Origin of the sequence: Streptomyces sp. G5(2025), assembly GCF_049542075.1 — a bacterium.
Taxonomy (GTDB): Bacteria; Actinomycetota; Actinomycetes; order Streptomycetales; family Streptomycetaceae; genus Streptomyces.
On record NZ_JBMUZT010000006.1, the window covers coordinates 5,747,319 to 5,773,109 of the forward strand.

Annotated in this window: 22 protein-coding genes, 5 tRNA genes and 1 pseudogene; 17 read left to right on the plus strand and 11 right to left on the minus strand. The window is 70.4% G+C overall.

The annotated features are described in order from the left end of the window. Window positions 1-14: 14 nt before the first annotated feature. From ACOBQB_RS36950 to ACOBQB_RS36970, 5 genes are all read left to right on the plus strand, one after another. Window positions 15-866, plus strand: a complete 852-nt coding sequence (locus tag ACOBQB_RS36950) for a DUF4097 family beta strand repeat-containing protein (RefSeq protein WP_423598288.1) — start codon at window positions 15-17, stop codon at window positions 864-866. Window positions 867-1,017: 151 nt separating this feature from the next. Next, the gene (locus tag ACOBQB_RS36955; RefSeq protein WP_423598290.1) at window positions 1,018-1,986 is read left to right on the plus strand and encodes an ATP-binding cassette domain-containing protein; all 969 of its coding nucleotides are present in this window, start codon (window positions 1,018-1,020) and stop codon (window positions 1,984-1,986) included. After that, complete coding sequence (locus ACOBQB_RS36960) at window positions 1,983-2,822, plus strand: ABC transporter permease (RefSeq protein WP_423598292.1); 840 nt, start codon at window positions 1,983-1,985, stop codon at window positions 2,820-2,822. The genes ACOBQB_RS36955 and ACOBQB_RS36960 overlap by 4 nt, the downstream gene beginning before the upstream one ends. 304 nt (window positions 2,823-3,126) lie before the next feature. Continuing rightward, a complete protein-coding gene (locus ACOBQB_RS36965; RefSeq protein WP_423598294.1) occupies window positions 3,127-4,719 on the plus strand; it encodes an acyl-CoA carboxylase subunit beta in 1,593 nt (530 codons plus the stop codon). A 21-nt stretch (window positions 4,720-4,740) separates the two neighbouring features. Next, complete coding sequence (locus tag ACOBQB_RS36970; protein ID WP_423598296.1) at window positions 4,741-4,935, plus strand: acyl-CoA carboxylase subunit epsilon; 195 nt, start codon at window positions 4,741-4,743, stop codon at window positions 4,933-4,935. Window positions 4,936-5,185: 250 nt separating this feature from the next. On the opposite strand, the gene ACOBQB_RS36975 is transcribed toward ACOBQB_RS36970, so the two are convergent. Next, complete coding sequence (locus ACOBQB_RS36975) at window positions 5,186-6,058, minus strand: LysR family transcriptional regulator (RefSeq protein WP_423598298.1); 873 nt, start codon at window positions 6,056-6,058, stop codon at window positions 5,186-5,188. 110 nt (window positions 6,059-6,168) lie between these two features. On the opposite strand from ACOBQB_RS36975, the gene ACOBQB_RS36980 reads away from it, so the two are divergent. After that, window positions 6,169-6,615 (plus strand): tautomerase family protein, encoded by a 447-nt coding sequence (locus ACOBQB_RS36980; RefSeq protein ID WP_423598300.1) that lies wholly within the window; start codon window positions 6,169-6,171, stop codon window positions 6,613-6,615. Here ACOBQB_RS36980 and ACOBQB_RS36985 read toward each other — a convergent pair. From ACOBQB_RS36985 to ACOBQB_RS37020, 8 genes and pseudogenes are all read right to left on the minus strand, one after another. Then, the gene (locus ACOBQB_RS36985) at window positions 6,575-7,159 is read right to left on the minus strand and encodes a GTP-binding protein (RefSeq protein ID WP_030361923.1); all 585 of its coding nucleotides are present in this window, start codon (window positions 7,157-7,159) and stop codon (window positions 6,575-6,577) included. The two genes, ACOBQB_RS36980 and ACOBQB_RS36985, sit on opposite strands and share 41 nt — an antisense overlap. Beyond that, on the minus strand, window positions 7,140-7,730 hold the full coding sequence (locus ACOBQB_RS36990) for a DUF742 domain-containing protein (protein ID WP_127913212.1): 591 nt from the start codon (window positions 7,728-7,730) through the stop codon (window positions 7,140-7,142). Before ACOBQB_RS36990 ends, ACOBQB_RS36985 begins: the two co-directional genes overlap by 20 nt. A gap of 95 nt (window positions 7,731-7,825) precedes the next feature. Further along, window positions 7,826-8,239 carry a roadblock/LC7 domain-containing protein gene (locus ACOBQB_RS36995; RefSeq protein WP_055564496.1) on the minus strand — a complete coding sequence of 138 codons (414 nt, stop codon included), beginning with the start codon at window positions 8,237-8,239 and terminating at the stop codon, window positions 7,826-7,828. 10 nt (window positions 8,240-8,249) lie between these two features. After that, window positions 8,250-11,470, minus strand: a pseudogene (locus ACOBQB_RS37000) (nitrate- and nitrite sensing domain-containing protein). 341 nt (window positions 11,471-11,811) lie between these two features. Then, window positions 11,812-12,411, minus strand: coding sequence for a GTP-binding protein (locus tag ACOBQB_RS37005; RefSeq protein WP_205039833.1), 600 nt, complete (start codon window positions 12,409-12,411; stop codon window positions 11,812-11,814). Next, complete coding sequence (locus ACOBQB_RS37010; protein WP_030787427.1) at window positions 12,392-12,793, minus strand: DUF742 domain-containing protein; 402 nt, start codon at window positions 12,791-12,793, stop codon at window positions 12,392-12,394. The genes ACOBQB_RS37005 and ACOBQB_RS37010 overlap by 20 nt, the downstream gene beginning before the upstream one ends. Before the next feature lie 143 nt (window positions 12,794-12,936). Further along, window positions 12,937-13,350: a roadblock/LC7 domain-containing protein gene (locus ACOBQB_RS37015; RefSeq protein WP_030787430.1), complete on the minus strand. Its 414-nt coding sequence runs from the start codon at window positions 13,348-13,350 to the stop codon at window positions 12,937-12,939. A gap of 9 nt (window positions 13,351-13,359) precedes the next feature. Beyond that, window positions 13,360-17,229 (minus strand): nitrate- and nitrite sensing domain-containing protein, encoded by a 3,870-nt coding sequence (locus ACOBQB_RS37020; protein WP_423598304.1) that lies wholly within the window; start codon window positions 17,227-17,229, stop codon window positions 13,360-13,362. A gap of 588 nt (window positions 17,230-17,817) precedes the next feature. On the opposite strand from ACOBQB_RS37020, the gene ACOBQB_RS37025 reads away from it, so the two are divergent. The 9 genes from ACOBQB_RS37025 (at window position 17,818) to ACOBQB_RS37065 (ending at window position 22,076) form a co-directional block, all read left to right on the plus strand. Beyond that, window positions 17,818-18,018, plus strand: a complete 201-nt coding sequence (locus tag ACOBQB_RS37025; protein WP_423598996.1) for a hypothetical protein — start codon at window positions 17,818-17,820, stop codon at window positions 18,016-18,018. Between the two features lie 75 nt (window positions 18,019-18,093). Beyond that, on the plus strand, window positions 18,094-18,891 hold the full coding sequence (locus tag ACOBQB_RS37030) for a fumarylacetoacetate hydrolase family protein (RefSeq protein ID WP_423598306.1): 798 nt from the start codon (window positions 18,094-18,096) through the stop codon (window positions 18,889-18,891). Continuing rightward, window positions 18,884-20,362: a glutamate--tRNA ligase gene (gene gltX / locus ACOBQB_RS37035; RefSeq protein ID WP_423598308.1), complete on the plus strand. Its 1,479-nt coding sequence runs from the start codon at window positions 18,884-18,886 to the stop codon at window positions 20,360-20,362. The genes ACOBQB_RS37030 and gltX overlap by 8 nt, the downstream gene beginning before the upstream one ends. Window positions 20,363-20,749: 387 nt before the next feature. Further along, complete coding sequence (locus ACOBQB_RS37040; protein ID WP_423598310.1) at window positions 20,750-21,478, plus strand: HAD family hydrolase; 729 nt, start codon at window positions 20,750-20,752, stop codon at window positions 21,476-21,478. Window positions 21,479-21,565: 87 nt separating this feature from the next. Next, window positions 21,566-21,637 (plus strand) — tRNA-Gln (locus tag ACOBQB_RS37045). Between the two features lie 40 nt (window positions 21,638-21,677). Beyond that, window positions 21,678-21,750 (plus strand) — tRNA-Glu (locus ACOBQB_RS37050). A 62-nt stretch (window positions 21,751-21,812) separates the two neighbouring features. Beyond that, a tRNA-Glu gene (locus ACOBQB_RS37055) sits at window positions 21,813-21,885 on the plus strand. 24 nt (window positions 21,886-21,909) lie between these two features. Then, a tRNA-Gln gene (locus ACOBQB_RS37060) sits at window positions 21,910-21,981 on the plus strand. Window positions 21,982-22,003: 22 nt separating this feature from the next. Beyond that, window positions 22,004-22,076: transfer RNA gene (locus ACOBQB_RS37065), tRNA-Glu, on the plus strand. Window positions 22,077-22,118: 42 nt separating this feature from the next. Here ACOBQB_RS37065 and ACOBQB_RS37070 read toward each other — a convergent pair. After that, entirely contained in the window at window positions 22,119-22,775 is a 657-nt protein-coding gene (locus tag ACOBQB_RS37070) for a MerR family transcriptional regulator (protein WP_423598312.1), read from the minus strand. Window positions 22,776-22,905: 130 nt separating this feature from the next. On the opposite strand from ACOBQB_RS37070, the gene ACOBQB_RS37075 reads away from it, so the two are divergent. Next, complete coding sequence (locus ACOBQB_RS37075; protein ID WP_423598314.1) at window positions 22,906-23,391, plus strand: DUF4188 domain-containing protein; 486 nt, start codon at window positions 22,906-22,908, stop codon at window positions 23,389-23,391. 71 nt (window positions 23,392-23,462) lie between these two features. On the opposite strand, the gene ndgR is transcribed toward ACOBQB_RS37075, so the two are convergent. After that, window positions 23,463-24,179, minus strand: coding sequence for an IclR family transcriptional regulator NdgR (ndgR, locus tag ACOBQB_RS37080; RefSeq protein WP_058942291.1), 717 nt, complete (start codon window positions 24,177-24,179; stop codon window positions 23,463-23,465). 182 nt (window positions 24,180-24,361) lie between these two features. Here ndgR and leuC point away from each other — a divergent pair, with 182 nt between their 5' ends. After that, window positions 24,362-25,786 carry a 3-isopropylmalate dehydratase large subunit gene (gene leuC / locus ACOBQB_RS37085; RefSeq protein WP_423598316.1) on the plus strand — a complete coding sequence of 475 codons (1,425 nt, stop codon included), beginning with the start codon at window positions 24,362-24,364 and terminating at the stop codon, window positions 25,784-25,786. Window positions 25,787-25,791 lie beyond the last annotated feature (5 nt).

Sequence of the window (25,791 nt, forward strand, 5' to 3'; positions counted from 1 at the left end):
ACGACGGGACAGCCATGCCTGTTTTCGACACCCCCGAGCCCATCGCCGCCACCCTCTCCATCGAGGCCGGGAACCTTCGCGTCATCGCGGGGGACGGCGCCTCCACGATCGTCGACGTACGACCCAACAGCGAGACCCGGGAGGTCGACGTCAGGGCCGCCGAGCGCACCCGTGTCGAGTTCGCGAACGGAAAACTGCTGGTCAAGGGGGCCAAGGAGCTGTCCCCGTTCGCCAAGGGCTCCTCGATCGACGTGGAGGTCACGCTGCCGGCCGGCTCCGAGGTGCGGGCCACCGCGGGGATGGCGCACTTCTCGGCCCAGGGCCGGCTCGGCGACTGCGAGGTCAAGACGTCCGCCGGTGACATCCAGCTGGAGCAGGCGGGCACCCTGCGGCTGACCACCGGCTACGGCGACGTCTCCGTGGGCCGCGCGAACGGCGAGGTGCACGCCACCACGGGCTCCGGGGAGATCCGGCTCGCGGAGGTCAAGGGCGCCGCGACGGTCAAGAGCTCCAACGGCGTCGTCGGCCTCGGCGAGATCGAGGGCGAGCTCTCCGTCAAGGCGTCCAACGGCTCCGTCACCGTCGAGCGCGCGGCGGCGGACGTGACGGTGAAGACCGCCAATGGCGCCATCCGCGTGGGCGAGTTGGCGGGCGGCACAGCCGTCCTGGAAACGGCCGCGGGCCACGTCGCGTTCGGCGTACGCGAGGGCGCGGCGGCCTGGCTCGACGTACGGACGCGCGCGGGAGTCCTGCGCAACCTGCTGGAGGAGGCCGAGCCGCCGACCGAGTCCGCGGCCACGATCACGGCCACGCTCAAGGTGCGGGCGCGCACCGGGATGGGCGACATCACGATCCGCCGGGCCTGACACCTTCTTCTCCTCGATCTCCCGGAATCAGTGCGACGTCTCTTTCGAACTGGTGTCCGGTAATGAGTGCTGCCCAAAGCCCACAGCCTCGTGGCCACAGCCTCATGCCCCCCAGCCCCACACGCAGCCCCAACACCGAGAGGGACCAGCCATGACCGCCCCCCACCACTCACCGCCCCCCGCCGCGATCACCGCCAGCGGCCTGCGCAAGGCCTTCGGTGAGAAGACCGTGCTCGACGGCATCGACCTGCACATCCCCAAGGGGTCGGTCTTCTCCCTGCTCGGCCCGAACGGCGCCGGCAAGACGACCGCCGTGCAGATCCTCTCCACCCTGGTCACGCCGGACGCCGGCGAGGTGCGCGTCGCGGGCCACGACTTGGCCCGCGAACCCGAGGCGGTCCGCGCCGCGATCGGCGTCACCGGACAGTTCTCGGCCGTCGACAACCTGCTGACCGGTGAGGAGAACCTGCTCCTGATGGCGGAGCTCTACGGATACCGCCGCCGTCAGGCGAGGCACCTCGCCGCCGGCCTCGTCGAGCGGTTCGACCTCGTGGAGCCGGCGAAACGGCCCGCCTCGACGTACTCGGGCGGCATGCGGCGCCGCCTCGACATCGCGATGACCCTGGTCGGCGACCCGAGCGTCATCTTCCTCGACGAGCCGACCACCGGCCTCGACCCGCGCAGCCGCCACGGCATGTGGGAGATCGTCCGCGAACTCGTCGGCGACGGCGTCACCGTCTTCCTGACGACGCAGTACCTGGAAGAGGCCGACCAACTCGCCGACCGCGTCGCTGTGCTGAACGGCGGCAAGCTCGTCGCCGAGGGCACCCCCGACGAACTCAAGCGCCTCGTCCCCGGCGGCCACGTCGTCCTGCGGTTCGCCGACGCGGCCGGTCTGGACCGCGCCGCCCGCACCCTCGGCATCGGCACCGCCGACAGCGAGGCCCTCACCCTCCAGGTCCCCGGTGACGGCAGCGTGCAGTCCGTGAAGGCCCTGCTCGACTGGGTCGAGGCCACGGAGACCGAGGTCGAGGGCCTCTCCATCGACACTCCCGACCTGGACGACGTGTTCTTCGCCGTGACCGGCCGCCCCGACACCGAGAAAGTGACGACCCGATGAGCGCCTCCACCGCCTCCACGTCCACCGCCGCCACCGTCAGCCGCCCGCGCCCGGCCGCCCCGTCCGCACCGCGCAACTCCCTGACCATGCTGCGCCGCAACCTCAGGCACGCCCGCCGCTACCCGGCCATGACGATCAGCCTGGTGAGCATGCCCATCGCCATGCTGCTGCTCTTCAACTACGTCTTCGGCGGCACGATGTCGGCCGGCATGGGCGGCCAGGGCTCCGGCGACTACATCGAGTACCTCGTCCCCGGCATCCTGCTGATGGCCGTCGGTTCAGGTGTCCTGCCGACCACGGTCGGCGTCTGCACCGACATGACCGAGGGCATCGTGACCCGCTTCCGGACGATGCCGATCAACGGCTCCTCGATCCTCACGGGGCGTGCCGTCGGCGCCGTCATCCAGACGCTGCTCAGCATCGTCCTCGTGCTCGGTGTCGCCTTCCTCGTGGGCTTCCGCTCCGGCGCCGAGCCGGTCGAGTGGCTCGCCGCGGCCGGCCTGCTCGCCCTCATGTGCTCCGCCCTCACCTGGCTCGCGGTCGCGCTCGGCCAGCTGGTCAGGGCCCCCGAGGCGGCAAGCAGCGTCGCCCTCCCCTTCTCCTTCTTGCTGCCGTTCCTCAGCAGCGCCTTCGTGCCGCTCGACTCCATGCCGGACTGGCTGCGCCACTTCGCCGAGTGGCAGCCCTACACCGCCTTCATCGAGACCCTGCGCGGCCTGCTCCTCGGCGACGAGATCGGCCGGTACGGGCCGCTGGCCGTCGGCTGGGGCGTACTGATCGCCGTCGGCGGGTTCCTCTGGGCCCGGTCCCTGTTCAACCGCGACGCCACCCGCTGAGGCGCCGCCGCTTGTCGGCCCCCGCCAACTCGCCCCGCCTCGGCGGGCGGCACCACCGGTCGGCGGCTACGGTAAGGGAACAGTGTGCGCCAGCCGCCACTGTGAGGCGTCTCTCAGCCGACCGGAACGCCTCCGCAGCCGATGTGTGGACGGTTTTTGTGGAAACCCTACAGAGGGTGGGCCCGTGGACAGTCACTTATTCAGCAACCCCACCCCCTTCTGTCCGGGGGTGCCAGGAAAACGGCCCGGAGACTGTACGGAGTCGACGGTCCGTTTCCCCATGGGCGCTCCGTAAGGTCGCTACATGACCGTTTTGGACGAGACCGCCTCCACCGGAGGCGAGCCCACCGACGCCCGTGGGCGTGTGGCCGAACTGCACGAGATTCGTGCGGAGGCGCTGCGCGGACCCAGCGAGAAGGCGACCGAGGCCCAGCACGCCAAGGGCAAGCTGACCGCACGGGAGCGGATCGAGCTGCTCCTCGACCCGGGCTCGTTCAATGAGGTCGAGCAGCTGCGCAGGCACCGCGCCACGGGCTTCGGCCTGGAGGCGAAGCGGCCGTACACCGACGGTGTCATCACCGGCTGGGGCACGGTCGAGGGCCGCACGGTCTTCGTCTACGCGCACGACTTCCGCATCTTCGGCGGCGCCCTCGGCGAGGCGCACGCCACGAAGATCCACAAGATCATGGACATGGCCATCGCGGCCGGTGCCCCGCTGGTCTCGCTGAACGACGGCGCGGGCGCCCGTATCCAGGAGGGCGTCAGCGCGCTCGCGGGCTACGGCGGCATCTTCCAGCGGAACACCAAGGCCTCCGGCGTGATCCCGCAGATCAGCGTGATGCTCGGCCCGTGCGCGGGCGGCGCGGCATACAGCCCCGCCCTCACCGACTTCGTGTTCATGGTCCGCGAGACGTCGCAGATGTTCATCACCGGGCCCGACGTGGTCCGCGCGGTGACGGGCGAGGAGATCACCCAGAACGGCCTCGGCGGCGCGGACGTGCACGCCGAGACCTCCGGTGTGTGCCACTTCGCGTACGACGACGAGGAGACCTGCCTCGCCGAGGTCCGCTACCTCATCTCGATGCTCCCCTCGAACAACCGGGAGAACCCCCCGGCGCACGAGTCGGAGGACCCGGCCGAGCGCCGCTCGGACGTGCTGCTCGACCTGGTCCCGGCGGACGGCAACCGCCCGTACGACATGGCCAAGGTCATCGAGGAGCTCGTCGATGACGGCGACTACTTGGAGGTCCACGAGCGCTGGGCCCGCAACATCATCTGCGCGCTGGCCCGTCTGGACGGCAAGGTGGTGGGCATCGTCGCCAACCAGCCGCAGGCGCTGGCGGGCGTCCTGGACATCGAGGCCTCCGAGAAGGCGGCCCGCTTCGTCCAGATGTGCGACGCCTTCAACATCCCCATCGTCACCCTCCTGGACGTCCCGGGCTTCCTCCCGGGAGTCGACCAGGAACACGGCGGCATCATCCGCCACGGCGCGAAACTGCTCTACGCCTACTGCAACGCGACGGTTCCCCGTATCTCCCTGATCCTGCGCAAGGCGTACGGCGGCGCGTACATCGTCATGGACTCCCAGTCCATCGGCGCGGACCTGACCTATGCGTGGCCGACGAACGAGATCGCGGTGATGGGCGCCGAGGGCGCCGCCAATGTGATCTTCCGCCGCCAGATCGCCGCCGCCGAGGACCCCGAGGCCATGCGCGCCCGCATGGTCAAGGAGTACAAGGCCGAGCTGATGCACCCCTACTACGCCGCCGAACGCGGCCTGGTGGACGACGTCATCGACCCCGCCGAGACCCGCGAGGTGCTCATCAGGTCCCTCGCGATGCTCGCCAACAAGCACGCCGACCTGCCCTCGCGCAAGCACGGCAACCCCCCGCAGTAGCCCACAAGGAGAACGCTGCAGATGACACCCCCCGACATCCGCGTCGAAAAGGGCCACGCCGAACCGGAGGAAGTCGCGGCCATCACCGCGCTCCTGCTGGCCCGCGCCGCCGCCCGGCCCGCCGCCGCCCCGGCCCGCCGCGGCCGTGACAAGGCCGGCTGGCGCCGCCTGGAACGCACCCCGGGCTTCCGCGCTCCCCACAGCTGGCAGGACTGACCCCCCGCACCACCAAGGCCCCGCCCTCCTCCGAGAGAGCGGGGCCTTACGCGCCCCCGAAGGGCCTCGGGGAACTGCACGCCCCCGAAGGGGCGCGGGGAACGGCGCGCTCAGCCCCAACCGACCCGCACCATGACACAACGCCCACGCCCCCCGAAGGGGCGCGGGGAACTGCGCGCTCAGCCCCAACCGACCCGCACCCAGACCAGGCACCGGCACCGTCACGCCCCGGCGCCGTCACCCCCCCACCTCACAACCCCGCAGCCACCCCCGCCGCCGCCGACTCCGCCAGCCCCCGCACCGCCGGATGCCAGGGGCGGCTTCGGGGTCCGCTCAGGACCAGGCGGCGCGCGGCCCGGGGCGCCACCGGCAGCAGCACGAGGTCGCCCGGCACCAGCGGACGGGAGACCTCGGACAGGACGGTCACGCCCATCCCCGCCTGCACCATGCTGATCAGCGTGGCCAGGTCCCGCACCCGGTGCGCGGGAGTGACCCGAAGCCCCGCGAGGCGGTGCAGCTCGCGCACGCGGGACTCGCAGCCGCCCGGCGAGACGAGGTACGCGTCGTCCTCAAGGTCCCGCACGTCGACGACCGCCTCGCCCGCCAGCGGATGGTCGCGGGGGAGCAGCGCGCGGTAGCCGTCCAGGGCGAGCTGGACACCGGGCCCCGGCGGCGGGTCGATCAGTACGCCGGCGTCGGCCGTGCCGTTCTCCAGCCACTCCGCGACCTCGGCGCTGTCACCCTCGAAGACCCGCACCGTGACCTTCGGCTGCGCCGCACGCCAGTGCCGCAGCAGGCGGGGCACCAGCCCCCGGCACACCGTCGGGGTCGCCGCGAGCCGCACGGTGCCCGTGAGGGACCCGGTGGCGTCGGCCGCCACGGCCTCAAGGGACCGCATCGCCGACAGGACGGTACGGGCGTACGGCAGGACGCGCTCACCGAGCACGGTGGCGCGCGCCGGATTCGAGCGGATCAGCAGCGTCCCGGCCAGCTCACGTTCGAGCGAGGCCACGGCATGCGACACGGCGGACTGGCTCATGCCGAGCTCATCGGCGGCCGCACTGAAGCCACCCGCGTCGACGACCGCGAGGAACGCTCTGAGCTGCGGAAGATTGACGCTCATGCGGCGGCCTCATATCTCGGTGAAGGACATGCGTTGGCCCCAGGACGCCGGTCGGGGCGAAGCTCTCTGCCACAAGGACCGAATGGACCGAACGCACCGCGGAGAGAGCCATGCCCCACATCCGAGCCACCGTCACCGACGCCGACCTGCCCGCGGACGTGCGGCGTGCCCTCGCCGAGGGCCTCACCAGCCTGGCCGTCTCGGCCCTCGGCAAGTCGAGCGCCCGCACCATCGTGCAGCTCGACCTCGTCCCCGCCGACCGGTACCACGTCGGCGGAAAGCCCCTGACCGGCGCCGCCCGCGACGCGCACCTGGAAGTCAGCATCACCGCGGGCACCAACAGCGCGGCGGAGAAGGCCGCGTTCATCACCGGGGCGCACGCGTTCCTCACGGAGCTCCTCGGCCCGCTCGCCCGTGGCGGCGTCGCCCTGCACGAACTGCACCCCGAGAGCTACGGCTACCAGGGCGTGACGCAGTTCGACCACTACCGCCAGGCGGGGACCGCTGACACGGCCGTCAGCGCAGCCGCGCCATCAGCGCGTGTTCGACGAGGGTGATCAGCGCGCTCTTCGCGTCCGCGCGGTGTCGCGCGTCGGTGGTGATGATCGGCGTGTCCGGGCCGATCTGGAGTGCTTCGCGGACTTCGTCGGGTGTGTAGGGCTGGTGGCCGTCGAAGCCGTTGAGGGCGATGACGAAGGGGAGTCCGCTGTTTTCGAAGTAGTCGACGGCGGGGAAGCAGTCGGCGAGCCGCCTCGTGTCGACCAGGACGACCGCGCCGATGGCGCCGCGCACGAGGTCGTCCCACATGAACCAGAAGCGGTCCTGTCCGGGTGTACCGAAGAGGTACAGGATCAGGTCCTGGTCCAGGGTGATGCGACCGAAGTCCATGGCCACCGTCGTGGTGGTCTTGTCTCCGGTGTGGGTGAGGTCGTCGATGCCCGCGGACGCGGACGTCATGACGGCCTCGGTGCGCAGCGGGTTGATCTCAGAGACCGCCCCGACGAACGTGGTCTTGCCCACGCCGAAGCCGCCCGCCACCACGATTTTCGCGCTGGTGGTGGAGCGGGCTGTTGCTCCGCCGCTAGAGCTTGCGAAGTCCACTGAGCACCCTTTCGAGCAGTGTCACGTCTGGCTGGCCGCCGGCGGACTCGTCGCCGCCGGGCTGGTGGATGGCGACAAGTCCGGCCTCCGCCAGGTCGGCTACGAGGATTCGGGCGACGCCGAGGGGAATGGAGAGCAGTGCCGAGATCTCAGCGACTGACTTGATCTCGCGGCACAGATTGCAGATCCGCTGGTGTTCGGGCAACTGGCCCTGCAACTGGTGCGGTTGCGCGGTGGTGTGCACCAGCGCCTCGATGGCGAGCTGGTAGCGCGGCCTGGTGCGGCCGCCCGTCATGGCGTACGGCCGCACCAGCGGGTTGTGCGCCGACCCGGCGGGCGCCGGCGCGGGGGCGCGCCGCTGGGGCTGCACGGGCTGGATACGGGGCGCGTGCGCCGGCGTGTCCTGGTCGTACGGACGCGGGCCCGGCTGCTGGGGCTGCGCGTACGGCTGGCGACGGTGGCTCGGCGCGGAGGGGAAGTTGTACCGGTTCGGCCCGCCGTCGTGCTGACCACCCTGGCCATGGCCAGGGGACCAGTTCGCCGATGACGAACCGTCTGGGGGTGTTGCCACGTTGCTTCCTCCTCCGACTGTGCCGGGCACCATCACTGTGGAGCCGCGTCCCGAAACCTTACGGGCACGGGACGCGAAATCGCACCGTCTGTCTGTTAGTTGAGAAGGCTCCCCTGGAGCTCCGCGCGCAGGTCCGGCGTGAGGACGGTGCCCGCGCGATCGACAAGAAGTGCCATTTCGTACCCAACGAGACCGATGTCCGCATCCGGGTGGGCGAGAACGGCGAGCGAGGAACCGTCGGAAATGGACATGATGAAGAGAAATCCTCGCTCCATCTCCACAACGGTCTGGGTCACGGAACCGCCCTCGAAGATCCGGGAGGCCCCGGCCGTGAGGGAGGTCAGACCCGAGGCGACGGCCGCGAGCTGGTCGGCGCGGTCGCGGGGGAAGCCTTCGGACATCGCCAGAAGGAGTCCGTCGGCGGAGACCACCACCGTGTGGGACACCCCTGGGGTGTTGTCCACGAAGTTGGTGATCAACCAGTTCAGGTTCTGCGCCGCCTGGCTCATCGGGCTCACACTAACGCTCCTGGTTGTAGGTGCTATCAGGGCTGAAGCCCTGGCCATTCGTGTCACTGCCTGAGTTGCGTCCCCGCTGGACGCCCCGGCGCAGGTTGCTCAGCCTGCCCCGTACCTCCTCGGGGTCGCGGGAGACCTGGGGGCCGCCCTGTGGGGTCTGTTCCGCCGTGCCCTCGACCAGATTGGCCTTGGGCACCCGCCGCGGGAGCCCGGACGAGGTGACCCCGCCCGCCTTCGGCTCCTTGAGGCGCTCGGCCCGCTGCCAGCGCTCGTCGTTGGACGAACGCCAGTCGGATCCGTCCTGACCGCCCTGCTGCTCGACCTGACCGCCCTGGCCCTCGGCGGGGCCGCTGCCGTTCCCGTTCGGCGACGAGGAACCCCGGCGGGGGAGACCCGCGTCGGTCATCTCGTGGACCACGGACGGAGTGGGTCCCGGCCGGTCGAAGCCTACGCGCTCGGAGTCGGCCGCGGGGGCCGCCTGAGCGGATTCCGCTTCCTGCCCGTACTCGGGCTGGTAGCCGTCACCGCTGGGCCAGTCATCCTGACGGGACCGTTCCGGATAGGAGATCTGGGGGTCCTGGTAGCCGCCTTGGGCCGCGTCCGGGGCCGCACCGTCGTAGTACTGCTCGTCGTACGCGGGCGCCTGCTGCTCGTTGCCGTAACCGCCCTCGGCGAACTGCGTGTTGGCGTACTGGCCGGTGGCGTACGGATCGGCGGCGTACTGCTCACCGGTGTACTGCTCACCCGCGTACTGCTCGTTGCCGTAAGCGTTCTGGCCCTGGTCGTAGGCGACCTGCTGCTGCTCGTCGTACGCCGGTGCCTGCGGCTGCTCGTACGCGCCCTGCTGGGGCTGCTCGTACGCACCCTGCTGCTGCGGCTCGACCTCGTCACGGAAGAGCGGGCGGTTGGCGCCCGGCTGGTGCTGGGCCTGTGCCTCCAGGGCGGCCCGGCGCTCCTCGCGCATCAGCGAGCGGCCGACCGGGTCCAGCGCGGGCTGCCCGTCGGAGCCGTCGCCGTGGTAGCGGCTGTCGTCGAAGCCCAGCTCCGCGGCGGTGCGCAGCGGCTCGGCCTCCAGGACCTGCTGCTCCGGGATGATCGACGAGACGGTGAACTCGGGGTCCTGCGCGTGCTGTTCGCCACCGCCACCGTGGGTGATGCCGTCCGGCAGCATGACCAGCGAGGTCGTGCCGGCCTGCTCGCCCGAGGGGCGCAGCTGGACGCGGATGCCGTGCCGGTCGGCGAGGCGGCCGACCACGAACAGGCCCATGCGCTGCGAGATCGCGGCGTCCACGGTCGGCGGGTTGGCCAGCTTGTGGTTGATGTCCGCGAAGTCCTCGGCGGTGAGGCCGATGCCCTTGTCGTGGATCTCGACCATGACGCGGCCGTCGGGCAGCCGGGTCGCGGTGACGCGGACCTTGGTCTGCGGGGAGGAGAACGTGGTGGCGTTCTCCAGGAGCTCGGCGAGCAGGTGCACGAGGTCGGTCACGGCGAGGCCGTGGATCTCGGCCTCCGGGACGCCCGACAGCTCGATGCGCTCGTACTGCTCCACCTCGGAGGAGGCGGCGCGCAGGACGTCGACCAGCGGGACCGGCTGGTCCCAGCGGCGGCCCGGCTCCTCGCCGGAGAGGACGAGGAGGTTCTCGCCGTTGCGGCGCATACGGGTCGCCAGGTGGTCCAGGCGGAAGAGGTTCTCCAGCTGGTCCGGGTCGGCCTCGTTGTTCTCCAGATCGGTGATGAGGGTCAGCTGGCCCTCGATCAGCGACTGGTTGCGGCGCGAGAGGTTGGTGAAGATCGCGTTGATGTTGCCGCGGAGCAGTGCCTGCTCGGCGGCGAGCCGCACGGCCTCGCGGTGCACCTGGTCGAAAGCGCGGGCGACCTCGCCGATCTCGTCCGTGGAGGTGATCGGGATGGGCTCCACGCGGGTGTCCACGCGGCCCGGGTCCGTACGGGAGAGCTGGTCGACCAGCATCGGCAGGCGCTGCTCGGCGATGCCGAAGGCGGCGGTGCGCAGGCGGCGCATCGAGGTCGACATCTGGCGGGCCATCATCCCGGCCAGGATGAAGGCGGCGAGCAGCGCGAGCACCACGATGGCGCCCGTGATGTACGCGTTGCGCTGCGCGGTGGCGGCGATGTCGGACGCCTCGTCCACGGCCTTGTCGGCGAGGTCGGACTCGATGGTGCGGTAGGCGTCGAACTTGGCGGTGGTGGTGGCCCACCAGGCCTCGCGCGTGATGCCCTTGCCGGCCAGCGCGACGCGCGCGCTCGGCTGCGTGCTCTCCATGGTGGCGAGCGCCGCGACCATCTGCTCCTGGCTCGGCGCCGGCTTGGCCTGCTTCTCTGCGGCCGCCTTCAGGTCCTTCTTCGCCTGCTCCAGCTTGGCGACGTCCTCGGGGGTGCCACCACCGGTGTACTCCTCGATGGCGATGCGCTCCAGGTAGGCGTACGAGGAGAGCGAGGTGCGCTGGAGTGTCAGCGAGCCGGTGCCGGGGCCCGGCTTGACCAGCAGATGCGTACCGAGGGACCGCTGCAACGAGAGCGCGGCCTTGGAGAGCGAGATCGCGTAGACGGTGCGGCCGTAGCTCGTGATGTTGCCGGTGCCCAGACCGAGTTCGTTGGCGAACTCCATCAAGGGGTGCTGGATGGCGACGTAGCCCTCTTCGGTCTTCGCGCCACTGAGCTTGGTGGTGTACGCGGCCTGACGCAACGCGGCCAGCTTCGGCTCCACCTTGTGGAAGGCGTCGAGACGACGGTTGAGGCCTTCCTTGTCCGGCATGCTCTCCGTGGCGTCCTTGAAGACGGCGGCCGCCTGGTCGGTGGCCTTGCGCGCCTTGAGGACGGCCGGGTCGCTGCGCTTGCCGTTCAGCAGCGGGACGGCGGAGACGTCGCGCTCTTCGATGAGGCGGTTGCCGTAGTCGAGGGAGGCCCGCACCAGGCGGGCCGTCTTCTCGGCGTCCTGGGCCTCGCTCCAGGTGTCGATGGAGCCCTTCACCTGGAAGCCGCCCATGACGAGACCGACGAGCACGGGTATGAGCAGGATCGCGTTCAGTCTGGTCGGTACGCGCCAGTTGCGGGGGACATCCGTCCGCCGGAGGGGGCCGGGGGTTCGCTGCCGGGAGCGGGGCTCACGTCAACGGGGGACGCCGCTGTGCGCGGCGGCGGGGTGAAGTTGCCCCGCGCGTCCCCGGTGGGGGGTGCCGCGGGGCTCGTCTTGCTTCGCCTCACTCGACCAACAACCTCTCGGCGGCGGCACTCACTCTCGTGCCGCTGTCGTCTCCAAGGCCCGTGCTACTGGGCAGTTCAGCGCATTCCAGCACGTCAGGCACCGCTCTTCCAAACAGTGGGAAGCCGAAGTTCCGAGTGGTGTAAGCCTCAGATAAATCGGTCATAAAGAGCGAGCCCCGCCAAAAGGCGGGGCTCTTGTGCGCACAGCGGCACCAGGCGACCGCGACGCGTGGCGGTCCCCGGACAATTCTCTGTCGAAACGTTATGAACACGGAGGGCGGCCGTGTCAAAAGACACAGGGCCGCTCCGTTTGGCCTACGACAACTGCCGTATACACCTGCCTACTTGAGACGTGCCATCAGTGCGTGTTCGACCAGGGTGATCAGGCCACTCTTTGCGTCTGCACGGTGTCGCGCGTCGGTGGTGATGATCGGTGTACCCGGGCCGATCTGGAGTGCTTCGCGGACTTCGTCGGGTGTGTAGGGCTGGTGGCCGTCGAAGCCGTTGAGGGCGATGACGAAGGGGAGTCCGCTGTTTTCGAAGTAGTCGACGGCGGGGAAGCAGTCGGCGAGCCGCCTCGTGTCGACCAGGACGACCGCGCCGATGGCGCCGCGCACGAGGTCGTCCCACATGAACCAGAAGCGGTCCTGTCCGGGTGTACCGAAGAGGTACAGGATCAGGTCCTGGTCCAGGGTGATGCGACCGAAGTCCATGGCCACCGTCGTGGTGGTCTTGTCTCCGGTGTGGGTGAGGTCGTCGATGCCCGCGGACGCGGACGTCATGACGGCCTCGGTGCGCAGCGGGTTGATCTCGGAGACCGCCCCGACGAACGTGGTCTTGCCCACGCCGAAGCCGCCCGCCACCACGATCTTGGCGGAGGTGGTGGAACGGCCTGAGCCGGAGTCTGAGCCGCCCGAGCCGTTAGAGCTTGCGAAGTCCACTGAGCACCCTTTCGAGCAGTGTCACGTCAGGCTGGCCGCCGGCGGACTCGTCGCCGCCGGGCTGATGGATGGCGACGAGCCCGGCCTCGGCCAGGTCCGCCACCAGAATCCGGGCCACACCGAGCGGCATCGACAAAAGGGCCGAGACCTCGGCCACCGACTTGACCTCACGGCACAGGTGGCAGATCCGCTGGTGCTCGGGGAGCAACCCCATCAGCTGGGCCGGATCGGCCGTCGTGCTCACCAGCGCCTCTATCGCGAGCTGATAGCGGGGCCGGGTCCGGCCGCCGGTCATCGCATACGGACGCACCAGCGGCTGGTCGCCCTCCATTCCGTACGAGGGATCGCCGTACGGGTTGTGAGAGGCGGTGGGCGGGGTCATGGATCCTCCGGGCGGGACAGCAGGTCATCTGCGTGTGCCGTCTGACAGAGCCGGTGGGGGCAGTGTGGCGGCCGGACGGTTGGTCAGTACGTTCGGTCGGTGGGGCGGCCGAAGGGGCTAAAGCATGCGGAGCCGACTTCGGGCTAGTGGAGCAGGCTGCCCTGCAATTCGGCGCGGAGGTCCGGGGTGAGTACGGCGCCCGCCCGGTCGACGAGCAGCGCCATCTCGTACCCGACGAGGCCGATGTCGCACTCGGGGTGCGCGAGCACGGCCAGGGACGACCCGTCGGAGACCGACATGATGAAGAGGAACCCCCGCTCCATCTCCACCACGGTCTGTGTGACGGTGCCGCCCTCGAAGATCCGGGAGGCCCCGGCCGTGAGGGAGGTGAGGCCGGAGGCCACCGCGGCGAGCTGGTCGGCTCGATCGCGCGGGAACCCCTCGGACATGGCCAGAAGGAGGCCGTCGGCGGAGACCACGACCGTGTGGGACACCCCTGGGGTGTTGTCCACGAAGTTGGTGATCAACCAGTTCAGATTCTGTGCCGCCTGGCTCATCGGACTCAACTAACGCTCCTGCTGGTGAGTGGGGCGAGGGAAACTGCCGGTCTGGCCGGTACCGGCCTGGCGACCCTGCTGAATGCCCCGACGGAGATTCGTCAGCCGGCCGCGGACGTCATCGGGCGCACGCGAGACCTGCGGACCTGTGCTGCTGTCCTGCTGCTGCTGGGCCGTGCCCGCGACCAGGTTGGCCCGCGGGACGCGACGCGGCAGTCCGGATGTGGTGATGCCGCCCGCGGTGGGCTGGCGGACGCGCTCGGCCTGGCGGCCCAGCTCGTCGTTGGGGGAGGAACGCCAGGTGGCGGGGGCGCCGTTGCCGTTCGGGTTCGGGTTCGGGTTCGCGTTCGCCGGAGCGGCCGTGCCCGGGCGCTGGGGCCGCGACGGCAGCGGACGCTGCTGGTCGGGACCCTGGGGCGCCTGCTGCTGCTCCTGCTGACGACTCTGCTGCTCGGCCTGTGCCCGCTGGTTCTGCTGCTGCTGGAACCAGTTGGTCTCCAGCGTGTCGTACAGCGGCGTACGCCCGTCACCGGGACCGGCGGCGGGCAGGAGGTCCTCGGGCTGCGCGGACCCCGGCTGCGCGGACGCGGGCTGGGCGGGCAGCGCGTGCTGCCCGGTGACCTGCGGGTGCTGTCCGGTGGCCTGCGGCTGCTGGGGCGCGCCCTGGTGGGCGCCGCCCAGGCCACGGCGCGGGGCCGGCGGACGCGGCACGGTGTGGTCGGGCATGCCCTGACCGCCCTGCGGACCGCCCTGCTGCGCCGGGCCGCCCGCCTGGTCCTGCTGCTGACCGGGCTGCCCCGGCTGACCGTGCTGCTTCTGCTGCCGGCCCGGCAGGCCCTGCTGACGGTTCTGCTGCGCGTCGCCCTGGCCGCCGAAGACGTCCGAGCGGACGAACTGGCCCGTGCCCTGGTCCTGCGGGGCGGAGGTGCCCGGCGGCGGCGCGTTGAAGTCGGGGCGGGGGAACTCCGCGGTGGAGCCGGGGCCCTGCAAGTCGTCGGGCGCCGCGGCGGGCTGCGCGAACTGACCGGTGGACTCGTGCTCCTCGTGACCGCGCGGGGTGTCGAAGGGCTCACGCGAGACCTGCGGCTGCGCGTTCTCGTCGCTCCAACTGGGCACGCGCGGCTGCGGGTTGCCCCCGGGCAGCTCGGCGCGCGGCCCGCCGCGGGGCGGCAGCTGAGGCCGGCGCCCCTGGTCACCGGCGTCGGCCGGCGGGTTCATGGCGTTCGTACGCTGCTGGGGAACCGGAGGCTGCTGCGCACCGGCACCGCGCCCGCCCTGGGCCGCCTGCGGCTGCTGCGCCTGCGGCTGCTGTGCCTGCTGCTGGCCCTGCGGCCGGCGTCCCTGCGGAGCGGCCGGCGGACGCTGCTGACCGGCGTCGCGGGCGGGCAGCGCGGCCCGCGGCCCCGAACCGGCGACCTGCTGGCGCGGCGCGCCGGCACCGGCACCCGGCCGACCCGCACCGCCGGGCGCACCGGCGGCGGGACCGCCACCGAGCGCGGGACCACCGCGGCCGGGACCACCGGTCAGGCCGGGACCCGCGCCGAGGGCGGGGCCGCCGTTGCCCGCGCCGACCCCGCGGCGCGCGGCCGCGGCACCGGCGGCGGCCTGAGCCGCGGCGGGACCGCCGGTCACACCAGTCACACCGGGGCCACCGGGCTTGCCGGGCACCTTCTTGCCGCCCTGGGCGACATCGACGGGCAGCATGACCAGCGCGGTCGTACCACCGGAGTCGGAGGGGCGCAGCTGGATGCGGATGCCGTGGCGCTGCGAGAGGCGGCCGACCACGAACAGACCCATGCGGCGGGAGACGGAGACGTCCACGGTGGGCGGCGAGGCGAGCCGCTCGTTGATCGCGGCGAGGTCCTCGGGGGAGAGGCCGATGCCGGTGTCGTGGATCTCGATGAGCACGCGGCCGTCGGGCAGCGCGTGACCGGTGACCTTCACCTTGGTCTGCGGCGAGGAGAACGACGTCGCGTTCTCCAGGAGCTCGGCGAGGAGGTGCACGAGGTCGTTGACCACGCGGCCCGCGACCTCGGTGGCGGGCACGGCGGAGAGTTCGATGCGCTCGTACTGCTCCACCTCGGACGCGGCGGCACGCAGCACGTCGACGAGGGGCACGGGCCGCGTCCAGCGGCGGCCGGGCTCCTCACCGGCGAGGACGAGGAGGTTCTCGCCGTTACGCCGCATGCGAGTCGCGAGGTGGTCGAGCTTGAAGAGCGAGGAGAGCTGGTCCGGGTCGGCCTCGCGGGACTCCAGCTCGGAGATGAGCGAGAGCTGGCGCTGGATGAGGCCCTGGGAGCGGCGCGAGAGGTTGGTGAACATCGCGTTGACGTTGCCCCGCAGGAGGGCCTGCTCGGCGGCGAGGCGGACGGCCTCGCGGTGCACGTCGTCGAAGGCCGCGGCCACCTGGCCGATCTCGTCCCGGGAGTGCACACCGACGGACTCGACGGAGGTGTCGACGTCCTGCGGGTCGGACTCGGAGAGCTGCTTGACCAGCTCGGGCAGGCGGTCCTGGGCGACCTTGGTCGCGGTGTCCTGGAGCCGGCGCAGCGAGCGGATCATGGACCGGGCCACGACGAACGCGCCGACGAGCGAGACGCCGAGCACGAGCAGGATCAGCGCACCGTTGAGGATGGCCGACTGCTCCGACTCGTTGCGCAGCTCGCGCGCCTTCTGCTCCATCTCGCCGAGCAGCGTCAGCTCGATCTTGGACATCGCGTCGATCTTGGTGGTGTCGGCGTCGATCCAGTCCTTGTAGGACCGCTTGTCCTGGAGCTTGATGCCGCCTTCCTGCTCAAGGACGCGCTTGGCGTACTCGTTGGCGGACTTGATCTGCTGGTTGCCGCCGTCCAGGGGCTTGGTCAGCTCGTTCGGGTCGCCCGCGTAGATCTTGCTGAACGTCTGAAGCTGCGAGCGCTCCTTCTCGTTGGCGCTGAGACCGAAGGTGCGGTCGGTCTCGGAGATCTTGCCGTACTCGCTGTCGTTCGCGGGCAGGGCGGCGGCGATGATCGCCCGCTGCACGGACGCGTACTCCTTGGCCGAGGAGAAGGCGGCCAGGGCGCGCGTGCGCTGGATCATGTCCGGGTTGCTGGTCGCCTGCGCCATGTCCTGCGACAGGGCGAGCAGCTGCTCGACGAGCTGGCTGTAGGCCTCGACGGTCTGCGAGGTGGAGGCGTCGTCGCTGTAGGCGTCCTTGCGGACCTTGTTGATGCCCTGGAGCTGCTGGGTGATCTGGACCGCGCTGTGCCGGACGCCGAGAAGGCCCTTCTCGCCGTCGGTGTCGTTCAGGTCCTGGGTGCCCTGGAGGAAGTTGCGGTAGACCCGGTCGGTCTTCTCGCGCGCGCCCTTGACCGTGTAGTCCGTGGCCTTCGCGCCGTGCGCCAGGGGACCGGCCGACTTGTCGCGCTCCTCCTGGAGCGCCACGGCCAGCGCGGTGGCCTGCTTGGTCATGTCGGTGAGCAGCTTCATGTTGTCGAGCTGCTGGATCTCGTCCATGGACGAGTTGATGCGGAGCGCGCCGAGCGAGGTCGCGGTGATCACGGGGAGCGCGAGCAGCGAGACCAGGCGAGTGGAGATGCGCCAGTTGCGCAGAGCTATTCGCGAGCCGGGACCGGTGGGCGTCTTGGACTCGGCCGCACCCTTGACCTTGCCCTTCCCCTTGCCTTTGGCAGGGGCGGTCGTCGGGTTCGGTCCGCCGCCCGGCACGCTCTGGCGCGCGGCGCCGGGGCCGCCACCGGGCGTACCCGGTCCGGGGTTCTGGGCGTGCTGGGGCGAGGAGCCGCGGTCGGCGCCGCGCTCCGGTTCCGCCGAGGCAGCATCCCCTCGGCCGCGACCGGCCTGGGGAGACCCCTTGCCATCCCTCTTGAAACGTCCCTGCACTAGCGTCGCAACCTCTGGACCAGGCGTCCTGCCGCGTAACGGCGGGACGGTGTCGGCGTCGTGGGGCGTCAGGCGCCCCATGGGTGGTCGTTGAGTGACCGGCGCTGCTCCCCCTCCCCGCCGCCACTCGGCGCTGCGTTGCGCCTCTGCGCGCCGGTTCGATCCCGCGGCGGTCCCGGGAATTCCAGCACAGTGCAGGATCTCCAACAAGGCCCGTGTGTCGCGCCACGGGCGAGGTGACACCGCGTGAGTGGAGAGTCACGAGACGTAGAAAGTGATCTAGGAGAAAACGGACTCATCCCCGCAAAGCAGCTACGAGGGGAGGGTGTCCCAGTCTTCATGATCAGGAGCGGAATGATGCCTTCAGTGGCGCAATGTCCGTTTCCAAGCGGCAGGCCAGGGGCCGGTTTTGACCCTTTTGCCCACTCCCTCGTGAGCAAACTCACATGAAGATCATGGCCTCTTCCTGGCTTTGGCCGGGAATTGGATGTTTAGCCTGACGCTTTACAGGGATGGCGAATCCGACAAAGCCGCGTCCATCAGATCGTCCATCCGATGACGCCCCAACCGACGAGGTCCGAACAGCAGATGAAGACTGTCCAGTCGACGATGTTCCGCAACATAGCCAACCCGCGCCGCACCACCCTCGCGCATCTGAAGGACGCCGACGACGTCCAGCGCGCGGCCGAACTGCCGGAGCACGCCGTCACCCTGCCGACGCAGACCGCCAACCCCCGGCGCACCATCCTCATGGAGACCCCCGAGGCGTTCAGCCCGTCCGGCGTCTGAGGTCGAGCCGCCCGGCGGCGATCGACGTTAGCCTGGAGTGTCAGACCCCACCCACCTCAAGAGGCTAAGGCTCACGTGCGCATCGCCAGGTTCTCCATCGACGGCAATGTCGGTTACGGCGCGGTCGAGGGGGAGAGCGCCCCCGGCAACGAGGGCGGGCTCGTCCTCGACATCATCAAGGGCATCCCGTACGCCGACTTCGAGCTGTCCGGCACCAAGGTGCCGCTGAGCAAGGTCCGCCTGCTGCCGCCGGTGCTCCCCAACAAGATCGTGGCCTTCGGCCGCAACTACGCGGAGCACGCGGCGGAGCTCGGCAACGACACGCCGGACGTCCCGTTCGCCTTCCTCAAGCCGTCCACCTCGCTCGTCGGCTCCGGGGACGCCATCACGTACCCCTCGTTCTCCGAGGAGCTGCACCACGAGGCCGAGCTGGCCGTGGTCATCGGCCGCATGTGCCGCGAGGTCCCGCGCGAGCGCGTCAAGGACGTGATCTTCGGCTACACCTGCGCGAACGACGTCACCGCCCGCGACGTGCAGCGCCGCGAGAAGCAGTGGGCCCGCGCCAAGGGCTTCGACAGCGCCTGCCCGCTCGGCCCCTGGGTGGAGACGGGCCTGGACCTGGCGGCCGCGAACGACCTCACCATCCAGTGCACGGTCAACGGCCGGCAGCGCCAGCTCGGCCGCACCAGCGAGATGGTCCACTCCATCGAGGACCTGATCGTCAACATCTCCGAGGCCATGACGCTGCTCCCCGGCGACGTCATCCTCACGGGCACCCCGGCAGGCGTCGGGCCCCTCAACGTCGGCGACGAGGTCGCCGTCACCATCGAAGGCATCGGCACTCTCACCAACAAGGTGATCAAGCGTGGCTAACGCGACGAACGTCCGCGTACGTTTCTGTCCCTCCCCGACCGGCAACCCCCACGTGGGTCTGGTCCGCACCGCCCTGTTCAACTGGGCCTACGCCCGGCACAACGAGGGCACCCTGGTCTTCCGCATCGAGGACACCGACGCGGCGCGCGACTCCGAGGAGTCGTACGAGCAGCTCCTCGACTCGATGCGCTGGCTGGGCTTCGACTGGGACGAGGGCCCCGAGATCGGCGGCCCGCACGCGCCGTACCGCCAGTCGCAGCGCATGGACGTCTACAAGGACGTCGCCCAGAAGCTGCTCGACGCGGGCTACGCCTACCCGTGCTACTGCACGACCGAGGAGCTCGACGCCCGCCGCGACGCCGCCCGCGCGGCCGGCAAGCCGTCCGGCTACGACGGCCTGTGCCGCGTCCTGACCGCCGAGCAGATCCAGGCGTACGAGGCCGAGGGCCGCAAGCACATCGTGCGCTTCCGGATGCCCGACGAGGCGACCACCTTCACTGACCTGGTCCGCGGCGAGATCACGGTCCAGCCGGAGAACGTCACCGACTACGGCATCGTCCGTGCCAACGGCGCCCCGCTGTACACGCTCGTCAACCCGGTCGACGACGCCCTGATGGAGATCACCCACGTCCTGCGCGGCGAGGACCTGCTCTCCTCCACGCCCCGCCAGATCGCCCTCTACAAGGCCCTGATCGAACTCGGCATCGCCAAGACGATCCCCGAGTTCGGCCACCTCCCGTACGTCATGGGCGAGGGCAACAAGAAGCTCTCCAAGCGCGACCCGCAGGCGTCCCTGAACATCTACCGCGAGCGGGGCTTCCTCCCCGAGGGCCTGCTGAACTACCTGTCCCTCCTGGGCTGGTCGTTCTCCGCGGACCAGGACGTCTTCTCGATGTCCGACATGGTGGCGAAGTTCGACGTGGCGGACGTCAACCCGAACCCCGCCCGCTTCGACCTCAAGAAGGCCGAGGCGATCAACGCCGACCACATCCGCATGCTGGACGTGAAGGCCTTCGCCGAGGCCTGCGAGCCGTGGCTCAAGGCCCCGCACGCCAACTGGGCCCCCAAGGACTTCGACGAGGCCGCCTGGCAGGCCATCGCGCCGCACGCGCAGACCCGCGTGAAGGTCCTCTCCGAGATCACCGACAACGTCGACTTCCTGTTCCTGCCGGAGCCGGTCTTCGACGAGGCCAGCTGGACCAAGGCCATGAAGGAGGGCTCCGACGCCCTCCTGCGCACGGCCCGCGCCAAGCTGGAGGCCGCCGACTGGACCTCTCCGGAGTCCCTCAAAGAGGCCGTCCTGGCCGCCGGCGAGGAGCACGGCCTCAAGCTCGGAAAGGCCCAGGCCCCGGTCCGCGTCGCCGTCACCGGCCGCACGATCGGCCTGCCCCTCTTCGAGTCCCTGGAGATCCTGGGCAAGGAGAAGGCCCTCACCCGCATCGACGCGGCCTTGGCGAAGCTGACCGCCTGACCGCCGCGGTACGCCCCGAAGGGCCCGGAAGCCGAGACGGCTCCCGGGCCCTTGGCATACCGTCGATAGACGCCCATCAAAGCCATGCCCATCAAAGCCGTGGTCTGGGACATCGACGCTGTGTTCTTCGGGGGATGACCCCCGTGCCCCCGGCCGGGGGCGGCGGCTGCGGATACCGTCGAGGCATGCCCATCAAAGCCGTGGTCTGGGACATCGACGCTGTGTTCTTCGGGGGATGACCCCCGAGCCCCCAGCCGGGGGCGGCGGCTGCGGATACCGTCGAGGCATGCCCATCAAGGCGGTGGTCTGGGACATCGACGCTGTGTTCTTCGGGGGATGACCCCCGAGCCCCCAGCCGGGGGCGGCGGCTGCGGATACCGTCGAGGCATGCCCATCAAAGCCGTGGTCTGGGACATCGACGACACGATCTTCGACTACGCACGCGCCGATACCGCCGGTATGCACGCGCACCTCACCGCCGAGGGCCTTCTGGAGCGGTACGAGTCGGCCGAGCGGGCCCTGGAGCGCTGGCGGACTCTCACCGAGCACCACTGGGCCCGCTTCGGCGCGGGTGGCGTGACCTTCGAGGCGCAGCGCCGCGACCGCGTACGGGACTTCCTGGACGCCCCGGAGCTGTCCGACGCCGACGCGGACGCCTGGTTCGGCCGCTATGTGGGGCACTACGAATCGGCCTGGTCCCTCTTCCCCGACACCCTGCCCACCCTGGACGCCCTCGCCGACGGCTACCGCCACGCGGTCCTCTCCAACTCCGCCCTGCTGGTCCAGGACCGCAAGCTGCGCGTCCTCGGCGTGCGCCACCGCTTCGAGGCCGTCCTGTGCGCCGCCGACCTCGGCGTCTCCAAGCCCGCCGCCGAGGCCTTCCACGCGGTCTGTACGGCGCTGGCGCTGGCCCCCGCCGAGGTCGCCTACGTAGGTGACCAACCGGAGATCGACGCCCGGGGTGCCCGGGACGCCGGACTCGTCGGAATCTGGCTCGACCGCAACGGCTCGGTGAGCGAGGCCCCCGCGGGCGTACACCGCATCAGACGCCTCCGTGAGCTGCCCGCGCTGCTGCGCTCCGATACCCGTTTTGGAGCGCAGTCCACCTTCGGGTAATGTTCTTTCTGCGCCGCCCGAGAGGGCCGAAAGGTCCGGCCGGGAAGCGCAAATCAAACAAAACCCCCACTCGGGGTTGCGCTTTGATGGCCTATGGTGTAATTGGCAGCACGACGGTTTCTGGTTCCGTTAGTCTAGGTTCGAGTCCTGGTAGGCCAGCTCGCAGAGCTCATCTGCAACCGCGGATCTTATCCGCAAAGCCCCCGTTGTGTAGCGGCCTAGCACGCTGCCCTCTCAAGGCAGTAGCGCCGGTTCGAATCCGGTCGGGGGTACAGATCCTTCCCGTGGGGACAGATCGGGTCGCACCCACTGTCCCTGATGCAGGATCGCTAGGGCCCCCGTTGTGTAGCGGCCTAGCACGCCGCCCTCTCAAGGCGGTAGCGCCGGTTCGAATCCGGTCGGGGGTACTGTGGTCTGGTCTAGACCACCAGTGGGCTATGGTGTAATTGGCAACACGAAGGTTTCTGGTTCCTTTGTTCTAGGTTCGAGTCCTGGTAGCCCAGCGCAGTACAGCAGCACCAGCTAGCCCCCGTTGTGTAGCGGCCTAGCACGCCGCCCTCTCAAGGCGGTAGCGCCGGTTCGAATCCGGTCGGGGGTACAGAAACGGCAAGGGGCCTTCCCGCAAGGGAGGGCCCCTTCGTCATCCCCCCGTGCTCCGCTGCCCGTAGCGGAGCCGGGACTCCTCGGCCTGCGCGAGCCGGCGCAGCGCGAGCAGCACCGGTTCGTACAGCACCGTGAGCGCGACAGCCGCCTCCAACTGCTCGTCGGCGGACTCGTACCGCTCGATCAAGTCCAGGTCGGTCACGGCCAGTTGATGCCCTGCGCGGGCGTAGGGCGCCAAGTCGTCGACCGTGCACGGATATCCGAGCCGGGTCAGGGCGGCGACGGCGGTCACCAGCATCCGGTGGGCCGGTGACTCGGCCGCGCGATCCTGGGCGGACTCCCATCCGAGGCGGTCGAGCAACGCGTCCACCGTGCGGCCCGCCCGCTCCTGGAGCACCTCGTCACCCGACGGCTCCGGACCGTGCGGCAGGGCCCACACGGCCGTGCCCAGACGGGAGTTGTGGTCCAGGGACTCGTCCTCCAGGGCGGTCAGGACCTCGCGCGCCGAGGCGACCGGCACCCCGCCCACCTGGATCAGCGCCCGGACGAGCCGCAGCCGCTGGAGGTGGGCGTCGTCGTACTCGGCCTGGGTCGCCGTCACGCGCCTGCCCGGCGGCAGCAGGCCCTCGCGCAAGTAGTACTTGATCGTGGCCGTGGGGACCCCGCTGCGCCGGCTCAGCTCCGCCAGTCTCATCGCTCGCGTCTCCCGTCGCGTCCCTCTTGCGGCTCCCTTTGGAGAGTGGCACTATCCAATCATGGATAGCGCAACTATCCAACGCTCGGTCCAGGGCTCTGGGCTGGGCTCTACGGAGGGGGTTACCGCCATGAGTGACAAGCCGATCGAAGGGCGCATGACCGCGGAGGCGACAGGCGACGTGGTCGTCTTCCACATCGGGATGCGCGTCAACAACTTCCTTGCCGTGCGCAGTTGGTGGCCTCTCTTCCTGGCCATGCCGCGCATGCTCAAGGAGCTCTCACAGGACCGGGGGAGCGGGATGCTGGGATACCGGCTGCTGCTCGGCGGTCCGCGTCTGCTGTACGTCGTCCAGTACTGGGAGTCGCGGGAGAAGCTGCTGGCCTACTCGGTGGCGCCGGACAGGGTGCACCGCCCCGCCTGGGCGGCCTTCAACCGGCGGCTGCGCGAAGGCAGGGGGAAGGTCGGCTTCTGGCACGAGACGTACCTCGTGCCGGCCGGTGCCCATGAGGCGGTGTACGTCAACATGCCGGCGTTCGGCCTGGGGAGGGCCACCGGCGTGGTGCCCGTGGGCCGTCGCGGCGATCGGGCGGCCGATCGCCTCAAGGCGGCCTGAGGGGCGCTGGGCGTACGTTCGCTCGGAGGGGCCGCCGCGGCGTTGAGGCGGCCCCTCCCGCGTCGCGTACGTCAGCCGGAGCGGCGCAGGGCCTCGGAGAGGCGTCCGGCGGCGTCGATGACCGCCTGTGCGTGCATGCGGCCCGGGTGGCGGGTCAGGCGCTCGATGGGTCCGGAGACCGAGACGGCGGCGACCACGCGGTTGGAGGGGCCCCGCACGGGCGCGGAGACGGACGCGACGCCCGGCTCCCGCTCGCCGATCGACTGGGCCCAGCCCCGGCGGCGTACACCCGAAAGGGCCGTCGCGGTGAAACGGGCGCCCTGGAGGCCGCGGTGCAGGCGCTCCGGCTCCTCCCAGGCCATCAGGATCTGGGCCGAGGAGCCCGCCTTCATGGTGAGCGTCGAGCCGACCGGGACGGTGTCCCGCAGGCCCGAGAGGCGCTCCGCCGCGGCCACGCAGATGCGCATGTCGCCCTGGCGGCGGTAGAGCTGCGCGCTCTCGCCCGTGACGTCGCGCAGGTGCGTCAGGACCGGGCCCGCCGTGGCGAGCAGGCGGTCCTCACCGGCCGCCGCCGCGAGCTCAGCGAGGCGCGGGCCGAGAATGAAACGGCCCTGCATGTCCCGCGCCACCATCCGGTGGTGTTCCAGTGCCACGGCCAGTCGGTGGGCCGTGGGTCGTGCGAGTCCGGTGGCCGCGACCAACCCCGCGAGGGTGGCCGGACCGGACTCCAGGGCGCTCAAGACAAGAGCCGCCTTGTCGAGGACGCCGACGCCGCTAGAGTTGTCCATGCGTCGATACTCACGTCTCACTCTGTGAAACGCAAGTTCAATTTTCCGTGGAACCCGCCACTCTGTAGGAGCGATCCGCGGAACAACGGATTTCGCAGCCGACGTGTGGCACGAGGGGTACGTGCGTCGGCGAACAGATTCTCTAGTGAGGCCGGCAAAAGCGGCCGGTCGGAGGGAAAGCGATGGGTAGGACACTCGCGGAGAAGGTCTGGGACGACCATGTCGTCCGGCGCGCCGAGGGCGAGCCCGACCTCCTCTACATCGATCTGCACCTGCTGCACGAGGTGACCAGCCCCCAGGCCTTCGACGGCCTCCGCCAGGCCGGCCGCCAGGTGCGGCGGCTCGACCTCACCATCGCCACCGAGGATCACAACACCCCGACCCTCGACATCGACAAGCCCATCGCCGACCCCGTCTCCCGCGCCCAGCTGGAGACGCTGCGCAAGAACTGCGCCGACTTCGGCGTGCGCCTGCACCCGCTGGGCGACGTCGAGCAGGGCGTCGTCCACGTCGTGGGACCGCAGCTGGGACTGACGCAGCCGGGCACCACCGTGGTCTGCGGCGACTCCCACACCTCCACGCACGGCGCGTTCGGCGCGCTGGCCTTTGGAATCGGTACCTCGCAGGTAGAGCACGTGCTGGCCACCCAGACGCTGCCGATGGCCCGCCCCAAGACCATGGCCATCACCGTCGACGGCGAACTGCCCGAGGATGTCACGGCCAAGGACCTGATCCTCGCCATCATCGCGAAGATCGGCACCGGCGGCGGCCAGGGCTACGTCCTGGAGTACCGCGGCCCGGCCATCGAGAAGCTCTCGATGGAGGCCCGGATGACCATCTGCAACATGTCCATCGAGGCGGGCGCCCGCGCGGGCATGATCGCCCCGGACCGGACCACCTTCGACTACCTCCAGGGCCGCGACCACGCCCCCCGCGGCGAGGACTGGGACGCCGCGGTGGCGTACTGGAAGACCCTGAAGACGGACGAGGACGCGGTCTTCGACGCCGAGGTCCACATCGACGCCGCCTCGCTCGCGCCGTTCGTCACCTGGGGCACCAACCCGGGCCAGGGCGCACCGCTGTCGTCCCACGTCCCCGATCCCGCTTCGTACGAAGACGCCTCGGAGCGCTTCGCCGCCGAAAAGGCCCTGGAATACATGGGGTTGAGCGCCGGGCAGCCGCTGCGCGACATCAAGGTCGACACCGTCTTCGTAGGTTCTTGCACCAACGGCCGTATCGAGGACCTGCGCGCGGCCGCCTCCATCGTCCAGGGGCGCAAAGTCGCCGACGGCGTACGGATGCTGGTCGTCCCCGGCTCGGTCCGGGTCGCCCTCCAGGCCGTCCAGGAGGGACTGGACAAGGTCTTCACCGCCGCCGGTGCCGAATGGCGGCACGCGGGCTGCTCGATGTGCCTGGGCATGAACCCCGACCAACTGGCCCCCGGCGAGCGCTCGGCGTCCACGTCCAACCGCAACTTCGAGGGCAGGCAGGGCAAGGGCGGCCGCACCCACCTGGTCTCCCCGCAGGTAGCCGCCGCGACCGCCGTCACCGGCCACCTGGCCTCACCCGCCGACCTGTCCGACGCCCCCGTGACCGCCGGAGTCTGAGAACC